This is a genomic window from Pseudomonas sp. (assembly GCF_035497915.1).
Classification (GTDB): Bacteria; Pseudomonadota; Gammaproteobacteria; order Pseudomonadales; family Pseudomonadaceae; genus Serpens.
Genome location: NZ_DATJCS010000033.1, coordinates 25386 through 41833 on the forward strand (window position 1 = coordinate 25386; position 16448 = coordinate 41833).

16 protein-coding genes are annotated in these 16448 nt (G+C 66.7%); 13 read left to right on the forward strand and 3 right to left on the reverse strand.

Features of this window, described 5'->3' with window-relative positions; translation table 11 throughout:
• Nucleotides 1–7 precede the first annotated feature (7 nt).
• The 5 genes from lon to VL129_RS09860 all read left to right on the forward strand — a co-directional run bounded on the left by lon (nucleotide 8) and on the right by VL129_RS09860 (nucleotide 6583).
• Nucleotides 8–2380 (forward strand): endopeptidase La, encoded by a 2373-nt coding sequence (gene lon, locus VL129_RS09840; protein WP_325412575.1) that lies wholly within the window; start codon nucleotides 8–10, stop codon nucleotides 2378–2380.
• Between the two features lie 176 nt (nucleotides 2381–2556).
• A complete protein-coding gene (locus VL129_RS09845) occupies nucleotides 2557–3621 on the forward strand; it encodes an acyltransferase family protein (RefSeq protein WP_325412577.1) in 1065 nt (354 codons plus the stop codon).
• A 75-nt stretch (nucleotides 3622–3696) separates the two neighbouring features.
• The gene (gene cmoA / locus VL129_RS09850; RefSeq protein ID WP_325412579.1) at nucleotides 3697–4440 is read left to right on the forward strand and encodes a carboxy-S-adenosyl-L-methionine synthase CmoA; all 744 of its coding nucleotides are present in this window, start codon (nucleotides 3697–3699) and stop codon (nucleotides 4438–4440) included.
• On the forward strand, nucleotides 4437–5396 hold the full coding sequence (gene cmoB / locus VL129_RS09855) for a tRNA 5-methoxyuridine(34)/uridine 5-oxyacetic acid(34) synthase CmoB (protein ID WP_325412581.1): 960 nt from the start codon (nucleotides 4437–4439) through the stop codon (nucleotides 5394–5396). The genes cmoA and cmoB overlap by 4 nt, the downstream gene beginning before the upstream one ends.
• A 134-nt stretch (nucleotides 5397–5530) precedes the next feature.
• On the forward strand, nucleotides 5531–6583 hold the full coding sequence (locus tag VL129_RS09860) for a GGDEF domain-containing protein (RefSeq protein WP_325412583.1): 1053 nt from the start codon (nucleotides 5531–5533) through the stop codon (nucleotides 6581–6583).
• A gap of 6 nt (nucleotides 6584–6589) precedes the next feature.
• On the opposite strand, the gene VL129_RS09865 is transcribed toward VL129_RS09860, so the two are convergent.
• Both VL129_RS09865 and ygfZ read right to left on the reverse strand, forming a co-directional pair.
• Entirely contained in the window at nucleotides 6590–7429 is an 840-nt protein-coding gene (locus tag VL129_RS09865; RefSeq protein ID WP_027589479.1) for an HDOD domain-containing protein, read from the reverse strand.
• A 17-nt stretch (nucleotides 7430–7446) separates the two neighbouring features.
• On the reverse strand, nucleotides 7447–8388 hold the full coding sequence (gene ygfZ, locus VL129_RS09870) for a CAF17-like 4Fe-4S cluster assembly/insertion protein YgfZ (protein WP_039560686.1): 942 nt from the start codon (nucleotides 8386–8388) through the stop codon (nucleotides 7447–7449).
• 170 nt (nucleotides 8389–8558) lie between these two features.
• Here ygfZ and VL129_RS09875 point away from each other — a divergent pair, with 170 nt between their 5' ends.
• From VL129_RS09875 to VL129_RS09885, 3 genes are all read left to right on the forward strand, one after another.
• Nucleotides 8559–8813 (forward strand): FAD assembly factor SdhE, encoded by a 255-nt coding sequence (locus VL129_RS09875; RefSeq protein ID WP_027589477.1) that lies wholly within the window; start codon nucleotides 8559–8561, stop codon nucleotides 8811–8813.
• Nucleotides 8797–9249 carry a protein YgfX gene (locus VL129_RS09880; RefSeq protein ID WP_325412587.1) on the forward strand — a complete coding sequence of 151 codons (453 nt, stop codon included), beginning with the start codon at nucleotides 8797–8799 and terminating at the stop codon, nucleotides 9247–9249. Before VL129_RS09875 ends, VL129_RS09880 begins: the two co-directional genes overlap by 17 nt.
• 119 nt (nucleotides 9250–9368) lie before the next feature.
• Nucleotides 9369–10535, forward strand: a complete 1167-nt coding sequence (locus VL129_RS09885) for a zinc-dependent alcohol dehydrogenase (protein ID WP_325412589.1) — start codon at nucleotides 9369–9371, stop codon at nucleotides 10533–10535.
• Between the two features lie 47 nt (nucleotides 10536–10582).
• Here VL129_RS09885 and nadB read toward each other — a convergent pair whose 3' ends face one another.
• On the reverse strand, nucleotides 10583–12181 hold the full coding sequence (gene nadB, locus VL129_RS09890) for an L-aspartate oxidase (protein WP_325412591.1): 1599 nt from the start codon (nucleotides 12179–12181) through the stop codon (nucleotides 10583–10585).
• Between the two features lie 343 nt (nucleotides 12182–12524).
• On the opposite strand from nadB, the gene rpoE reads away from it, so the two are divergent.
• From rpoE to VL129_RS09915, 5 genes are all read left to right on the forward strand, one after another.
• Nucleotides 12525–13109 (forward strand): RNA polymerase sigma factor RpoE/AlgU, encoded by a 585-nt coding sequence (gene rpoE / locus VL129_RS09895; protein ID WP_325412593.1) that lies wholly within the window; start codon nucleotides 12525–12527, stop codon nucleotides 13107–13109.
• A 33-nt stretch (nucleotides 13110–13142) separates the two neighbouring features.
• On the forward strand, nucleotides 13143–13745 hold the full coding sequence (locus tag VL129_RS09900; RefSeq protein WP_325412595.1) for a sigma-E factor negative regulatory protein: 603 nt from the start codon (nucleotides 13143–13145) through the stop codon (nucleotides 13743–13745).
• An 11-nt stretch (nucleotides 13746–13756) separates the two neighbouring features.
• On the forward strand, nucleotides 13757–14692 hold the full coding sequence (locus VL129_RS09905; RefSeq protein WP_325412597.1) for a MucB/RseB C-terminal domain-containing protein: 936 nt from the start codon (nucleotides 13757–13759) through the stop codon (nucleotides 14690–14692).
• A complete protein-coding gene (locus tag VL129_RS09910) occupies nucleotides 14689–15165 on the forward strand; it encodes a SoxR reducing system RseC family protein (RefSeq protein ID WP_325412599.1) in 477 nt (158 codons plus the stop codon). The genes VL129_RS09905 and VL129_RS09910 overlap by 4 nt, the downstream gene beginning before the upstream one ends.
• 27 nt (nucleotides 15166–15192) lie before the next feature.
• Nucleotides 15193–16448 (forward strand): DegQ family serine endoprotease (locus tag VL129_RS09915; protein ID WP_414705185.1); only part of this gene is annotated, 1256 nt, incomplete at its 3' end.

Consider the following 16448-nt stretch of genomic DNA (forward strand, 5'->3'; position numbering starts at 1 on the left):
GTGCGCCATGAACGACCAGGACAACGCCCCGGAAACCGTCGAAACCGTCAGCGGCCAGCTGGCGCTGCCCGGCCAGAACCTGCCGGACAAGCTGTATGTGATTCCCATCCACGGCCGGCCGTTCTTCCCGGCCCAGGTGCTGCCGGTGATCGTCAACGAAGATCCCTGGAGCGAGACGCTGCAGCGGGTCGCCAACACCGAGCATCACAGCCTGGCGCTGTTCTTCGTCGAGGGCGACGGCAGCGAGTTCGACCTGAACGACTTGCCCGAGCATGGCACCGTGGTGCGTGTGCACCACGCCAGCCAGGAAGGCGGCAAGCTGCAGTTCGTGGCCCAGGGGCTGACCCGCGTGCGCATCCGCGGCTGGCTGCGTCGGCGGCCGCCCTATCTGGTCGAGGTGGAATACCCGCAGAGCGCCAGCGACCCGCGCGACGAGGTCAAGGCCTACGGCATGGCGCTGATCAACGCCATCAAGGAACTGCTGCCGCTCAATCCGCTGTACAGCGAGGAGCTGAAGAACTACTTGAACCGTTTCAGCCCCAACGATCCGTCGCCGCTCACCGACTTCGCCGCCGCGCTGACCACCGCCCCCGGCAAGGAGCTGCAGGAGGTGCTCGACTGCGTGCCGGTGCTCAAGCGCATGGAGAAGGTGCTGCCGCTGCTGCGCAAGGAAGTCGAAGTGGCGCGCCTGCAGAAGGAGCTGTCCGCCGAGGTGAACCGGCAGATCGGCGAGCGCCAGCGCGAGTTCTTCCTCAAGGAGCAGCTGAAGATCATCCAGCGCGAGCTGGGCATGACCAAGGACGACAAGAGCGCCGACGCCGACGAGTTCCGCGCGCGCCTGAAGGGCAAGACGGTGCCGGCGGCGGCGCAGAAACGCATCGACGAGGAACTGAACAAGCTGTCGATCCTGGAAACCGGCTCGCCGGAATACGCGGTGACCCGCAACTACCTGGACTGGGCGACCAGCATGCCGTGGGGCGTCTACGGCACCGACAAGCTGGACCTCAAGCGCGCCCGCAAGGTGCTCGACAAGCACCATGCGGGGATGGACGACATCAAGCAGCGCATCGTCGAATTCCTCGCCGTCGGCGCCTTCAAGGGCCAGATCGCCGGCTCCATCGTGCTGCTGGTCGGCCCGCCCGGCGTGGGCAAGACCAGCATCGGCAAGTCCATCGCCGAAACCCTCGGCCGGCCGTTCTACCGCTTCAGCGTCGGCGGCATGCGCGACGAGGCGGAGATCAAGGGCCACCGGCGCACCTACATCGGCGCCCTGCCCGGCAAGCTGGTGCAGGCGCTCAAGGACGTCGAGGTGATGAACCCGGTGATCATGCTCGACGAGATCGACAAGCTGGGCGCCAGCCACCAGGGCGACCCGGCCTCGGCGCTGCTGGAAACCCTCGACCCGGAACAGAACGTCGAATTCCTCGACCACTACCTGGATCTGCGCCTGGACCTGTCCAAGGTGCTGTTCGTGTGCACCGCCAACACCCTGGACTCGATTCCCGGCCCGCTGCTCGACCGCATGGAGATCATCCGCCTGTCCGGCTACATCACCGAGGAAAAATTGGCCATCGCCAGGCGCCACCTGTGGCCGCGCCTGCTGGAAAGGACCGGGGTACCCAGGAATCGCCTGGCGATCAGCGATGCCGCCCTGCGCGCGGTGATCGAGGGCTACGCTCGCGAGGCCGGCGTGCGCCAGTTGGAGAAGCAGCTGGGCAAGCTGGTGCGCAAGGCCGTGGTGCGCCTGCTGGAGGATCCCGAACTGACCCTGCGCATCGGCCCGAAGGATCTCGAAGACTCCCTCGGCACGCCGGTGTTCCGCCGCGAGCAGCGCCTGCAGGGCATCGGCATCGTCACCGGACTGGCCTGGACCAGCATGGGTGGCGCCACCCTGCCCATCGAAGCCACGCGCATCCACACCCTCAACCGCGGCTTCAAGCTCACCGGCAAGCTGGGCGAGGTGATGAAGGAGTCGGCGGAAATCGCCTACAGCTACGTCAGTTCGCACCTGAAACAGTACGGCGGCGATCCGGTGTTCTTCGACCAGGCCTTCGTGCACCTGCACGTGCCGGAAGGCGCCACGCCCAAGGACGGCCCGAGCGCCGGCATCAGCATGGCCAGCGCGCTGCTGTCGCTGGCGCGCAGCCAGGAGCCGAAAAAGGGCGTGGCGATGACCGGCGAGCTGACCCTGACCGGCCAGGTGCTGGCCATTGGCGGGGTACGCGAAAAGGTCATTGCCGCGCGCCGGCAGAAGATCTTCGAACTCATCCTGCCCGAGGCCAACCGGGGTGATTTCGAGGAACTGCCCGAGTACCTGCGCGAGGGACTGACGGTGCATTTCGCGCGCAAGTTCGCCGACGTGGCCCGGGTGCTGTTCTGAGACGCTGCACACGTGACACCTGTCGAACCGCTAGCAGTTTCGCAAACAGCAACTACTGTTGAGGTGTCCAGCCGCACGCCGGCTGCTCCGGCTGGCCGGACCGCCAGCCGGGCACCTCACCGGGTTCCGCTCCGCAATCAGGCATCACGGGCCCCCGTACGTAAAGGGACTTACCGATGCCTCGCACCCACCGTTTCAGTGTTCTGGACAGCCTCCGCGGCCTGGCGGCCCTGGCCATAGTCCTCTTCCATACCCCCTTGCTGCTGGGCGCAGGCGGCGCGGAGCTGTTTCGCCACAGTGAACCGTTCGTGCAGTTCTTCTTCGTGCTCGGCGGATTCGTGCTGTTCCATGCCTATGGCCAGCGCCTGAGCACGGCGACGTTGTTCGGGCGCTTCGTGGCGGCGCGCAGTTTTCGCATCCTGCCACTGCACCTGTGTCTCCTCGGCCTGTTTCTGCTGCTGGATGTCGCGCTGCCCCACATGGTCGGCGCCGCGCCGAACCTGCTGGCCAACCTGCTGCTGCTCCCGGCCTGGCTGCCCGGCGCGAACGGCCTGTCGCTGAATCCGGCCGCCGCCAGCCTCGGCATCGGCTTCTACCTCAGCCTGCTGTTCGGCCTGGCGCTACTGATCCTGCCGCGCGGGCGCGGCGGCGCGTGCCTGCTGCTCGTGGCTGCCGCGCTCTGGGGCCTGCTGAGTGGCGTCGATGGTCTGGGCCGCAGCGTGCTCATGGGCGTCGGCGGCTTCTGCCTGGGCGCCCTGTCCTATTCGCTGCACCTTCGCCTGGGTCTGCTGCCGCTCGGCCAGCGCGCCTTCACCCTCCTGGAAGTCACGGTGCTGGCGCTGCTGGCGCTGATCCTCGACAGCGCCTACGCGTATCGCGATCTCTACGCCGTCGCGCTGTTCGCCCTCGCACTGTTCATCTTCGCCTTCGAGGGCGGGCTGGTCTCGCGCCTGCTGCATCGCGGCCTGTTCCGCCACCTGGGTCGCTGGGCGTTCGCCATCTATCTGGGCCACCTCGCCGTGTTCATGGCGCTCGGCAATCTCGTCCCGCTGCTGTTCCGCGACGGCCGCCCGGCACTGCTCGACACGCTGCTGGCGCCGGTTGCGGTACTGGCGGTGATCGCGCTGGCCGCGCTGCTGCATCGCTATGTCGAACGGCCCGGCATGTCCCTCGGCCGGCGCCTGCTGACCCCGCGCGCAGGCACCGCGCGGGCGGGCAAGGTTTCCCAGGCGAGTGGCTGAGGCGCGGACGGTCTCGCAAAGCAGCCGTCACAAGCCCTAAAATGCGCGCCTTTCCAGCCAAACCGTTAGCGCCGCATGTCCCAGGAAGCCGACCGTCTCTTCGCCCACCCGCTGGGCCAGGTGCCCGATTTCGTGTTCAACGAGGACGTGGCCCGGGTCTTCCCGGACATGATCAAGCGCTCGGTGCCGGGCTACCCCACCATCGTCGAGAACATCGGCGTGCTGGCTGGCCACTTCGCCCGGCCGGACAGCGTCCTGTACGACCTGGGCTGCTCACTGGGTGCCGTCACGCAAGCCCTGCGTCGCCATGTGAAGGCCGAGCGTTGCCAGGTGATCGCGGTGGACAATTCCGCCGCCATGGTGGCGCGCTGCCAGGAATACCTGCAGGCCCAGGACGCCATGTTCCAGGAGCTGCTGCCGGTTGACGTGGTGGAAGCCGACATCCTGCAGCTCGACTACCAGCCCTGCTCGCTGGTGGCGATGAATTTCACCCTGCAGTTCGTCGCCACCGAACAACGCCCGGAACTGCTGGCGCGCATTCGCCGCGCGCTGCTGCCGGGGGGCGCGCTGATCCTCTCCGAGAAGCTGCGCTTCGAGGATGCCGCCGAGCAGGCGCTGCTCACCGACCTGCACCTGGACTTCAAGCGCGCCAATGGCTACAGCGAGCTGGAAATCGCCCAGAAACGCAGCGCCATCGAACACGTCATGAAGCCCGACAGCTTGCAGCAGCATCGCGAACGCTTGCTGGATGCCGGCTTTTCCCGGGTGGTGCCCTGGTTCCAGTGCCTCAACTTCGCCTCGCTGATTGCCCTGCCATGATCGATTTCAACCCGCTGATCCGCCGCCTGGCTGGCACTCCGCTGGCAGCCTGGGCAGACACGCTGCCGCAACAGTTCGCCGACAAGCTGGCGTGCGGCCACGGCGACCTGGCGCGCTGGCGCCAGGCGCTGGACGCCCTGCCGCCGCTGCACGCGGAAACCATCGAGCTGCTGGAGCAGTTCCGGCTGGACGGCCCCTGTTCGGACGAGCAACGCGAGCACCTGCGCGGCGCGCTGATGGGCCTGTCGCCCTGGCGCAAGGGTCCCTTCTCGCTGTTCGACATCGAACTGGACACCGAGTGGCGTTCGGACTGGAAGTGGGCGCGCGTCGCCCCGCACCTGGACCTGCGCGGCAAACGCGTGCTGGATGTCGGCTGCGGCAACGGCTACTACATGTGGCGCATGCTGGGCGCCGGTGCCGATTCCGTCATCGGTATTGACCCCAACTGGCTTTTCTTCTGCCAGTTCCAGGCGATGGTCCGCTACCTGCCGGAGCGGCCCGCCTGGCATCTGCCCTTTGCCCTCGAAGAGCTGCCGCCCAGCCTGCAGGGCTTCGACAGCGTGTTCTCCATGGGCGTGCTCTACCATCGCCGCTCGCCCATCGACCACCTGCTGGCCCTGAAGGACTGTCTGGCGCCTGGCGGGGAGCTGGTGCTGGAAACGCTGGTGATCGAGGGGGATGAGAACGCCGTTCTGGTCCCGGAAGACCGCTACGCGCAGATGCGCAACGTCTGGTTCCTGCCTTCGGTGCCGGCCCTGGCACGCTGGCTGCGCCGCGCCGGTTTCAGCGATGTGCTCTGCGTGGATGTCAGCCTGACTTCGGTCCAGGAACAGCGACGCACCGACTGGATGCGCTTCCAGTCGCTGGCCGACTTCCTCGACCCGCAGGACCCGTCCCTCACCGTGGAAGGCCTGCCGGCGCCCCGGCGCGCCGTGCTGCTGGCTCGCAAACCCTGATCCGCCTGCCCCTGCAGTGAAATTTATGACCTGATTCGTCGCCCTTTTGGCCGAAACGATGGCAGACTGATATCGGGATTTGGGACATACTGCCCCGGCATGTCCCTGCAGAACAACGACAAGAAAAGACGGCCATGGACAGGATTCTTTCGCGTTTTTGGCGGCGCCTGCGCACCGACTTCCCGTTCGCCACCCTCAGCCTGATGGGGTTGTTCGGCATTCTGGGGGTCTCGCCCTTCATCATCTACCGCGCCCTGGAAGGCAATTACCTGATCGCCATCGCCGACACCCTCATGGTGCTGGCGACCGTCAGCGCCATTGTCTACGCCTGGGTGACCCACGACACGGCCAAGGCCGGCATCTTCCTGCTGTGCATCTTCACCCTGGTCGCGCTGCTGGTGGCGATTACCATCGGCCTCGACGCGGTGTTCTGGATCTACCCGCTGATCCTCGCCAACTTCTTCCTCGCCGAACCTCGCATCGCCCTGGTCGCCACGCTGGCCCTGCTGATGACCCTGACAGGCTACTCCCTGCTGGAGCCGGGACTGCTGTTCGAGAACCCGCGGCAGCTGGCGTCCTTCCTGGTGACCAGCCTGATGGCCGGCGCCCTGACGTACATCTTCGCGTCGCGCTCCCGAACGCAGCGCGAGCAGCTGGAGACGCTGGCCATCCAGGACCCGCTGACCGGGGCGCGTAATCGCCGGGCCATGAACCAGGACCTGCAGCTGGCCAGCGCCCGCCAGAAGCGCCAGAAGCAGCCGCAGGCACTGATGGTCATGGATCTGGATCACTTCAAGCAGATCAACGACCGCTTCGGCCACCCGGCCGGTGATCAGGTGCTGGTGGACTTCGTGAGCCTGGTCAAGCGCTGCACGCGCAGTAGCGACATGCTTTACCGCTTCGGCGGAGAGGAGTTCCTGCTGCTGCTGCCCGACACCGACCAGCAGGGATTGCAGCAGGCCGCCCAGAATCTGCAACGCCGCGTCCGCCAGCAACTGGTCGGCCCGGGTGGCACGGTGACGGTCTCCATCGGCGGCGCGCTGCTGCGCATCGACGAACACTGGAACAGCTGGCTGCAGCGGGCCGATAAGTGCCTCTACCAGGCCAAGGGCAGCGGCCGCGACTGCATCATCCTCGACTGCGAGCCGACGGGCACAGACAGCGTGGCCGCTGCGCCGCACGCCTGACGGCCATTACTGCTGCAGCATGCTCATGGCCGAGCGCAGGGCGCCATGCAGGTCCTGATCGGACTGGATGTCGGCCTTGGGGTTGAGGCCCAGTTTGGCGAAGGCGGGAATGCTGCCCCAGTCCAGCTGGGTGAGCGGATGGCGCGTGCCCAGGTGGCTTTGCAGGATGGCCACCTGCACGATGTCCACGTAGTCTACCGCCGGGGAATTGCGGGTGAAGTCCTGCATCTGTCCCGGCACCACGGCGAGAGCCTCGGGAAACTCCCAGGCGCGCAGAATGCGCTCGCCCAGCTGCGGGTGAATGCGCTCGATCACATGATCGAGGCTGGCCGTATCGGCCAGCAGCAGCTCATGCTCCTCGGCGTAGGTGAGGATCGGCAGGACGCCGATCTGGTGAACGAGGCCGGCCAACGTGGCCTGGTCCGGTTGCAGGCGGGTGAAGTGGCGGCACAGCACCTGGCTGATCGCGGCGATTTCGGTGCTCTTGACCCATACCTCCCGCAGCTTGGCATCCACCAGCTCATGGGTGGCCTGGAACATCTGCTCCATTGCCAGACCAATCGCCAGGCTGCAGGTGTAGTTGATGCCCAGCCGGTCAACGGCCGACTGCAGGTCGTTTATCTCCCGGTTGCCGCGCAGCAGCGGGCTGTTCACCACCTTGATCAGCCGCGCGCTCAGTGCGGCATCGTTGCTGATCACCCGGCTCAACGCATGGGTGCCGATGTTGGGATTCTCGGCGGCTTCGCGCACGCGGATGGCCACCTCCGGCAAGGTGGGCAGAATCAGCGCATCATCTTCGATGGCCTGGAGAAGTTCTTCCTGAATCCGATCGACCAGCTGGCTCATCTACTACTTACTCCATGTCAGCGTTGAATTTCCCGTTCGCTGTCCAGGCCATAGGGCAAGTCCAGCACCCGCAGACTCGGTCCCTGCGGATTCCCCAGGTGAAGGCGACCATCCTGCACGGCATCCTCCTGCAGAACGGCCAGCAACTCGACCTCCTCGGCGGACCGCGCAGCCAGTACCACTTCCCCGACACTGCTGCCATGCACCGGCGAGAACAACTCGACGCCAGGCACCGGCGGGGCTTCGGCCTGCACCGCCAGACGGTACATGCGTCGCTTCAGGCGTCCCAGGTACTGCATGCGGGCGACGATCTCCTGGCCGGTGTAGCAGCCCTTGCGAAAACTGACGCCATCCAGCGCCTGCAGATTGATCATCTGCGGAATGAACAGCTCGCGGGTGGCACCAAATACCTGGCCAATGCCGGCCCGTACCTGGGTCAGCAGCCAGTCGTTGAGCGGCGCCTCCGGCATCTGCTGCGCCAGGCTGGCCCGCACGGCGGCCGCACGTTCGGCCGGCGCCCACACCTCGAGGCGCCCAGCGGACAGGCGAATACCCAACAGTCCATCGGACTCGACCAGGGCGTTGGCCTCGGCGGGCACGTCAAGACCGAGCGAACCCAACGCGGCATCGCCGTTGTAGAGGCCGAAACGCACCCACTGGGCGCTCTCGTCCGCCAGACGGGTGCCCCGCGAGAACACGGCGTACTTTTTCAGATCGGCCAGCTGCGCTTCGAGCAGCTCGCCGGCCAGGGCCAGCAGGAAGCCATCGCCCTGCGGCACGATGCGAAAGCTCGACTGCATGCGACCCTTGGGGGTGCAGCGCGCGCCCAGACTGGCGCGCCCGGTGAGGTACTTGATATTGCAGGTCAGCTGGCCCTGCAGGAACGTGCCGGCGTCCGTTCCGCGCACGGCGAACACCCCTTCGTGGGTCAAGGGGCTGAAGAATGCGGATTCGGCCATGAGGATGCCTGGGCTCGGTGTGGAAAAGGCAGATCATAGAGGGGCTGAGTGGTGCTTGTCAGCGGTTGCCATCTTCTCGCCGCATGGGCCACCTGCGGACCTGGCGACCCGGCTCGCGACGAGACACGGCCAGACCCTATAATGCCGGCCTCTCTGCTAAGGAGCCTCGCATGGCCGACGATATCGAACTCAAGCGTCTTTTCTGGCACAGCCGTCGCGGCATGCTCGAGCTGGACGTGCTGCTGGTGCCCTTCGTTCAGGAGGTCTACCCGAACCTGGACCCGGAAGACCAGGCGCGCTACCGCCAACTGCTGGAATGCGAGGACCAGGACATGTTCGGCTGGTTCATGCAGCGCGGCGAGCCCGAGGACGCTGACCTGCGCCGCATCGTCAAGATGATCCTGGACCGTGTCCAGCCCAAGTGAGTCCTTCGAGTGCCATTGGCGGTCCTCGCGACTGCTGCTGGCGACCTACCTGCTGAGCCTGGCGCTGGCCCTGGCCGCCCTGCTGCTCGCCGCGCTGCCGGCCTGGGCGCAGCTCACCGGCGTGTTCCTGTGCGGCCTGCACGCCCTGTGGACCCTGCCGCGCCATCTGCTGCTGCGCTCACCGACCGCGGTTACCGCCCTGCGTCGCGACGCCAGCGGCTGGCATCTGTTCAGCACCGCCCACGGCTGGCAGGCGGTGCGCCTGCTGCCCGACAGCCTGGCACTGCCCTGGCTGATCGTGCTGCGCTACCGCCGCCCCGGCCGCGGGTTCAGCCAGGGCCTGTGCATTCCCCGTGACGCCCTGCCGCCCGACCAGCACCGACGTCTGCGCGTGCGGCTGAAATTCAGCCGCAACCGCTGGGCCGACCCGAGCTAGCCGCCCCCTACCTCCCAGGCACGCCGATCCCGAAGAAGGAACCGGCAGCCCCTGCCGCTGCCCACCAAGGTCTGGAAGCTCTCACCAGGGATTTCCTTCACCCGGAAGCGGAGAACCCCATGCGTGCACTGACCTACCACGGCGCTCACGACGTCAGAGTCGACACTGTTCCCGACCCGCAGCTGCAGCAGCCCGACGATATCCTGCTGCGTGTCACGGCCACGGCAATCTGCGGCTCCGACCTGCACCTCTACCACGGCAAGATTCCAGAGACCCGCGACGGCGACATCCTTGGACACGAGTTCATGGGCATCGTCGAGGAAGTCGGAACCGGAGTGACGGCGCTCAAGCCCGGCGACCGGGTCATCGTGCCCTTCGTGATCGCCTGCGGCGACTGCTTCTTCTGCCGCCAGGACCTGTTCGCCGCCTGCGAAACCACCAACCCGGGGCGGGGTGCGATTCTCAACAAAAAGCAAATCCCCCCGGGCGCGGCGCTGTTCGGCTACAGCCATCTGTATGGGGGTATTCCCGGCGGCCAGGCAGAGTTTGTGCGGGTGCCCCAGGCCAACACAGGGCCGTTCAAGGTGCCCACCTCGCTACCCGACGAGCGCGTACTCTTTCTCACCGATATCCTGCCCACCGGCTACCAGGCGGCGGTGAACGCCGGCCTGAAGGCCGGCTCCAGCGTGGCTATCTACGGGGCCGGGCCGGTGGGGCTGATGACTGCGGCCTGCGCGCGCCTGCTCGGCGCCGAGCAGATCTTCATGGTCGACCAATTCGCCCACCGGCTGCAGTTCGCCCAGGAGGCCTATGGCGTCATTCCCATCGATTTCACCCAGGACGACGACCCCGCGGCAACCATCATCGAGCAGACTGCCGGACATCGCGGCGTGGATGCCGCTATCGACGCCGTCGGCTTCGAGGCCAAGGGCAGCACCACGGAAACCGTGCTGGCCACCCTCAAGCTGGAAACCAGCGTCGGCAAGGTGCTGCGCCAGTGCATCGCCGCCGTACGCCGGGGTGGCGTGGTCAGCGTGCCGGGGGTCTATGCCGGCTTCCTGCACGGCTTCCTGTTCGGCGATGCCTTCGACAAGGGGCTGACGTTCAAGATGGGACAGACCCACGTCCAGGCGCTGCTGCCGCAGCTGCTGGAACATATCGAACAGGGTCGACTATCGCCCGAGATCATCATCAGCCACCGCCTGCCCCTGGCAGAGGCCGCCAAGGGATACGAGCTGTTCGACAAACATCAGGACGAATGCCGCAAGGTGATCCTGCTGCCCTAGATGCCGGCAACGGCGGATTGCGCCCGGCCCAGCCGGGCGCAATCGCATCAGGGCGTCAGGATGGTATCGACCGCCTCGGGCAGCAAGTTCGGGTAGTCCAGCGTGTAGTGCAGGCCGCGCGATTCCTTGCGCTCGAGCGCCGAGCGGATCATCAGGTCGGCGACCAGCGTCAGGTTGCGCAGTTCGATCAGGTCGCGGGTGACCTTGTAGTTCGAATAGAACTCGTCGATCTCGGCGAGCAGCAGCCTGACCCGGTGCTGGGCGCGCAGCAGGCGCTTGGTGGTGCGCACGATGCCCACGTAGTCCCACATGAAGCGCCGCAGCTCGTCCCAGTTGTGGGCGATGATCACGTCCTCGTCGGAATCGGTGACCTGGCTGGCGTCCCAGCTGGGCAGCGCCTGCGGCAACTCGGTGGCGTCCAGCTTGGCGAGCATGTCCTGCGCCGCCGAACGGGCGTACACGAAGCACTCCAGCAGGGAATTGCTGGCCATGCGGTTGGCGCCGTGCAGGCCGGTGAAGCTGGACTCGCCGATGGAATAGAGGTCCGGCACGTCGGTCAGGCCATGCTGGTCCACCAGCACGCCGCCGCAGGTGTAGTGCGCCGCCGGCACCACCGGGATGGGCTGGCGGGTGATGTCGATGCCGAAGTCCAGGCAGCGTTCGTAGACCGTGGGGAAGTGCTCCTTGATGAACGCCGCCGGCTTGTGGCTGATGTCCAGGTACACGCAGTCGATACCCAGGCGCTTCATCTCGTGGTCGATGGCCCGCGCCACCACATCGCGGGGCGCCAGCTCGGCACGCTCGTCGAAGCGCGGCATGAAGCGCTCGCCATTGGGCAGCCGGAGCAGCGCGCCCTCGCCACGCAGCGCCTCGGTGATCAGGAAATTCTTGGCCTGCGGGTGGTACAGGCACGTCGGATGGAACTGGTTGAATTCCAGATTGCCGACCCGGCAACCGGCGCGCCAGGCCATGGCGATGCCGTCGCCGGTGTTGCCGTCCGGATTGCTGGTGTACAGGTAGACCTTGGCGGCACCGCCGCAGGCCAGCACCACGAAACGCGCCGCGAAGGTGTCCACCTCGCCGGTCGCCCGGTTCAGCACGTAGGCACCCAGGCAACGCCGGCCCGGACGGCCCAGCTTGTGTTCGGTGATCAGGTCGACCGCCACACGCTCGTCCAGCAGCTCGATGTTCGGCCGCTGGCGGGCCTTGTCCAGCAGGGTATTGAAGATGGCGGCGCCCGTGGCATCGGCGGCATGGATGATGCGCCGGTGGCTGTGCCCGCCCTCGCGGGTCAGGTGGAAGCCGAAGCCGTTATCGTCGTGGGCCGAGTTCTCGCGGGTAAAGGGCACGCCCTGGGCGATCAGCCATTCGATGGCAGCACGGCTGTGCTCGACGGTGAAGCGCACCGCGTCCGGCCGGCACAGCCCGGCGCCGGCGACCAGCGTGTCCTGCACATGGGAATCCACTGTGTCGGCGTCATCCAGCACGGCGGCCACGCCGCCCTGGGCGTGGGGGGTCGAGCCATTGTCCAGCTGCCCCTTGCTGAGCACCGCGATGCGCAGGTTGTCCGGCAGGGTGAGGGCCAGGGTGAGGCCGGCGGCGCCGCTGCCGATGATCAGTACGTCGTGCCCGAAATGCTGGCTCATGAAGTGAATCCCGCGAAATAACGGCGTCTAGTATATCGGGGGCTCGGTCGACACAATAGCGAGCACGACAGGGGAGGATGCACAACGTGCGGAACTTTTTGCCGAATCGGTTTTCCATAGCAGGATTGCTTCGCGCGCCCTGCTTCGCCAAGGCGCGCCACAACATCCACAACCAGACGCCTGAATATGAACAACGACAGGCAGTGGGCCTGATGTGCGGCGAGCCTTGCCTCGATAATCCGCTTGCCTGTACGGGGGAGAACTTTTTGCATAACGCCTGGGTCTATCGACGTAAGCCAGACCGGCAGCCAGTGCGGCGGGAAAGATGCGGAGAGGAGTTCGCATGCTAACCCAGGAGCAGGACCAGCAGCTCGTCGAGCGTGTACAGCAGGGAGACCGCCGGGCTTTCGATCTGCTGGTGATGAAGTATCAGCACAAGATCCTCGGGCTGATCGTGCGCTTCGTGCATGACTCGCATGAAGCTCAGGATGTGGCTCAGGAAGCCTTCATCAAGGCCTATCGGGCCTTGGGCAACTTCCGCGGGGAAAGCGCCTTCTACACCTGGCTGTATCGCATTGCCATCAACACGGCCAAGAACCACCTGGTCGCCAGAGGTCGGCGTCCGCCGGATAACGATGTCAGCGCCGAGGATGCCGAGTTCTACGATGGCGACCACGCCCTCAAGGACATCGAGTCACCCGAACGCGCGATGCTGCGGGACGAAATCGAAGCGACGGTGCATCGCACCATTCAGCAGTTGCCCGAAGATCTACGCACGGCGCTGACCTTGCGTGAGTTCGACGGGCTGAGTTATGAGGACATTGCCAGCGTCATGCAGTGTCCGGTGGGAACCGTGCGCTCACGCATCTTCCGAGCGCGTGAGGTCATAGACAAGGCGTTGCAACCCCTGTTGCACGAGCAGATCTGAGACGGTGGGGCGATGAGCCAAGAGAGGAAAGAAATGAACCGTGAATCCCTGCGGGAATCGCTGTCCGCGGTGATGGATAACGAGGCGGACGAGCTCGAGTTGCGCCGCGTGCTCGCCGCTGGCGGCGAACCGGAGCTGCGGGCCACCTGGTCGCGCTACCAGATCGCCCGTGCAGCCATGCGCGGCGAGTACTTTACGCCGAGCCTGAGCCTCGCCGCCGGCGTCAGCGCCGCGCTGGATGAGGAGCCTGCGTTGCGCCCCGCACGCGCCGGCCTGCCGATCTGGCGCAGCGTCGGTCGCGTGGCCATCGCCGCCTCCGTCACCGTGGCCGTGCTGGCCGGGGTGCGCTTCTACAACCAGGACGCGCTTGACGGCGCGCAGATGGCCCAGCAGACCGTGCAACCCGTTGCGCCGTCCGGCAGCGCGGCTCCCCTGGTGGTGCAGGGGCCGGCGGTACTGGCGGGCTACAGCACCTCCGGCGAGGCCGCCCTGGCCGTGCCCGCCGACCAGGAGCGGCAACTGGCCGCCGAGGACCAGCGTCTGCTCGACTACGTGCGCCAGCATGCCCGCCAGGCCGGCAGCGGCGCAGAAACCACCCTGCCCCACGCACGGGCCGCCAGTCTGGAAAATCGCTGACAGGGAGTCGCATGCGCTTCATTCCATGCTTGTTGGCCGGCGCACTGATCAGTCCGCTGGCCCTGGGCGCGGACAGCCAGAGCTGGCTGCTGCGCCTGCAGGAGGCCGAGCAGCGCCAGGAGTTTCAGGGCGCCTTCGTCTACGAACGCAATGGCAGCTTCTCCAGCCATGAAATCCACCGCCAGGTGCGCGATGGCCAGGTGCGCGAGCACATCCTGCAGCTGGATGGCGCGTTCCATGAGAGCCTGCGCAACAATGGCCGGCTGGAGTGCATGACCGGCCCGCGCTACGAGCAGATCGTGGAGAACCAGGCGAACGGTCTGCGCCGCGTCGAACCGCGCACGCTCGCCCAGTGGTACGACATCCGCACCGCCGGCCTGTCGCGGGTGGCCGGCCGCGAAACCGTGGTGCTCTCGCTGCGCCCACGCGATCAGCACCGTTACGGCTTCGAGCTGTATCTGGACCGTGAAACCGCCCTGCCGCTCAAGTCGCTGCTGCTCAACGAGAACGGCCAGCCGCTGGAACGCTTCCAGTACATCGTCTTCGAACCCGGCGCCCAGGCGAACCTGCAGGCCGGACAAGCCTGCCGCCCGGTCACCGACCGCGAGGTGCGTCCGCTGGAAGAACAGGCCTGGCGCTCGGAATGGCTGCCGGCCGGCTTCGCCCTCACCCGCATCGTCGAACAGCGCGCCTCGCGCGAGGATCCCCCGGTAGCCTGGCTGGTGTATGGTGACGGCCTGGCGCGTTTTTCCGTGTTCCTGGAGCCCTGGCGCGAGGGCCTGAGCATTGACCAGCGCAGCCAGCTGGGGCCCACCGCCGCCGTGTCGCGGCGCCTGGCCACCGACCAGGGCGATCTGCTGGTCACGGTGATCGGCGAGATTCCGCTGGGCACCGCCGAGCGGGTTGCCCTGTCGATTCGTTCCGGCTCGGGAGTCGTGTTGCAGTGATTGAACAGGAAGGTCGCGTCATCGCCGTGGAAGCCGACGCCGTCTGGGTGGAAACCCTGCGTCGTGGCGCCTGCGCCAGCTGCTCGGCGCGCGCCGGCTGCGGCCAGGGCCTGATGAACAGCCTGGGGGTCAGCGAGCGTCGCGGACAGGTGCGGGCGCTCACCGACCTGCACCTGAACGTCGGCGACGCCGTCGCCATCGGCGTACCGGAGCGAGCGCTGCTCGCCGCCTCCATCCAGGCCTATCTCCTGCCCCTGCTGGGGCTGTTCGCCATCGCCCTGCTGGCCGATCGCCTGGGGGCCGGCGAGCCCTGGGTGATCCTCTGCGGCCTGGCGGGCCTGTTCGGCACCTGGATCTACATTCGCTGGCGCAGCTTGCGCACGGCGGATGATCCGGCGTGGCAGCCAGTCGTGCTGCGCGCCTGTCTGACCGTGCACCGGCCGGACTTTGTAGCTCTTGGCAAAGGGGAGTAAATCTTGAAAGCACAACTACGGACTTATGTGGGCGCCCTGCTGCTCGTGCTGCTGGGCAGCCACGCCCTGACGGCGCAAGCCCAGTTGCCGGACTTCACCGAACTGGTGGAAGAGGCCTCGCCCGCCGTCGTCAACATCAGCACCCGGCAGAAGATGCCGGCGCGCGGCCAGTCGCAACTGATGGTTCCCGACCTGGAAGGCCTGCCGCCGCTGTTTCGCGAGTTCTTCGAGCGCAACCTGCCGCAGGTGCCGCGCAACGACCGGCAACCCGAGGCCCAGTCGCTGGGCTCGGGCTTCATCATTTCCTCCGACGGCTATGTGCTGACCAACAACCACGTGGTCGCCGACGCCGACGAGATCCTCGTGCGCATGTCCGATCGCAGCGAACTGGAAGCCAAGCTGGTGGGCGCCGACCCGCGCAGCGACGTGGCATTGCTGAAGATCGAGGGCAAGAACCTGCCCACCGTGAAGCTCGGCAGGTCCGAGAACCTCAAGGTCGGCGAATGGGTGCTGGCCATTGGCTCGCCGTTCGGCTTCGACTATTCGGTAACCGCCGGCATCGTCAGCGCCAAGGGCCGCAGCCTGCCCAACGAAAGCTATGTGCCGTTCATCCAGACCGACGTGGCCATCAACCCGGGCAACTCCGGCGGCCCGCTGTTCAACCTGGACGGCGAAGTGGTGGGCATCAATTCGCAGATCTTCACCCGCTCCGGCGGCTTCATGGGCCTGTCGTTCGCCATCCCGATCACCGTCGCCCTGGACGTGGCCAACCAGCTCAAGGAAACCGGCAAGGTCAGCCGCGGCTGGCTCGGCGTGGTGATCCAGGAAGTGAACAAGGACTTGGCCGAATCCTTCGGCCTCGACCGGCCCGCCGGCGCCCTGGTGGCCCAGGTGCTGGAAGACGGCCCGGCGGCCAAGGGCGGCCTGCGGGTCGGCGACGTGATCCTGCGCCTGGACAACCATCCCATCGTGATGTCCAGCGACCTGCCGCACCGCGTCGGCATCCTCAAGCCAGGCACTACCTCGCGCCTGGAAGTGATGCGCGAAGGCCAGCGCCGCACCCTCAACGTGACCATCGGTGCCCTCCCCGAGGAAGGCGACCCCGTGGCCATGCCGCGTGGCGACAACGGCGCCGAACGCAGCGCCAACCGGCTGGGCGTGACGGTCATCGAGCTGACCGCCGAGCAGCGCAAGAGCCTGGACCTGCAGGGCGGCGTGGTGATCAAGGAGGTGCAGGGCGGCCCGGCAGTGGCCATCGGCCTGCGCCCGGGCGATGTCATCAC

What these genes read in the sequence shown, in the direction of transcription:
- VL129_RS09885 (WP_325412589.1), top strand. Translation starts at nt 9,369, where the DNA reads ATGCGTGCACTGACCTACCACGGCGCTCACGACGTCAGAGTCGACACT.
- VL129_RS09905 (WP_325412597.1), top strand. Translation starts at nt 13,757, where the DNA reads ATGCGCTTCATTCCATGCTTGTTGGCCGGCGCACTGATCAGTCCGCTG.
- lon (WP_325412575.1), top strand. Translation starts at nt 8, where the DNA reads ATGAACGACCAGGACAACGCCCCGGAAACCGTCGAAACCGTCAGCGGC.
- VL129_RS09900 (WP_325412595.1), top strand. Translation starts at nt 13,143, where the DNA reads ATGAACCGTGAATCCCTGCGGGAATCGCTGTCCGCGGTGATGGATAAC.
- VL129_RS09875 (WP_027589477.1), top strand. Translation starts at nt 8,559, where the DNA reads ATGGCCGACGATATCGAACTCAAGCGTCTTTTCTGGCACAGCCGTCGC.
- cmoB (WP_325412581.1), top strand. Translation starts at nt 4,437, where the DNA reads ATGATCGATTTCAACCCGCTGATCCGCCGCCTGGCTGGCACTCCGCTG.
- VL129_RS09865 (WP_027589479.1), bottom strand. Translation starts at nt 7,429, where the DNA reads ATGAGCCAGCTGGTCGATCGGATTCAGGAAGAACTTCTCCAGGCCATC.
- ygfZ (WP_039560686.1), bottom strand. Translation starts at nt 8,388, where the DNA reads ATGGCCGAATCCGCATTCTTCAGCCCCTTGACCCACGAAGGGGTGTTC.
- VL129_RS09845 (WP_325412577.1), top strand. Translation starts at nt 2,557, where the DNA reads ATGCCTCGCACCCACCGTTTCAGTGTTCTGGACAGCCTCCGCGGCCTG.
- VL129_RS09860 (WP_325412583.1), top strand. Translation starts at nt 5,531, where the DNA reads ATGGACAGGATTCTTTCGCGTTTTTGGCGGCGCCTGCGCACCGACTTC.
- rpoE (WP_325412593.1), top strand. Translation starts at nt 12,525, where the DNA reads ATGCTAACCCAGGAGCAGGACCAGCAGCTCGTCGAGCGTGTACAGCAG.
- nadB (WP_325412591.1), bottom strand. Translation starts at nt 12,181, where the DNA reads ATGAGCCAGCATTTCGGGCACGACGTACTGATCATCGGCAGCGGCGCC.
- cmoA (WP_325412579.1), top strand. Translation starts at nt 3,697, where the DNA reads ATGTCCCAGGAAGCCGACCGTCTCTTCGCCCACCCGCTGGGCCAGGTG.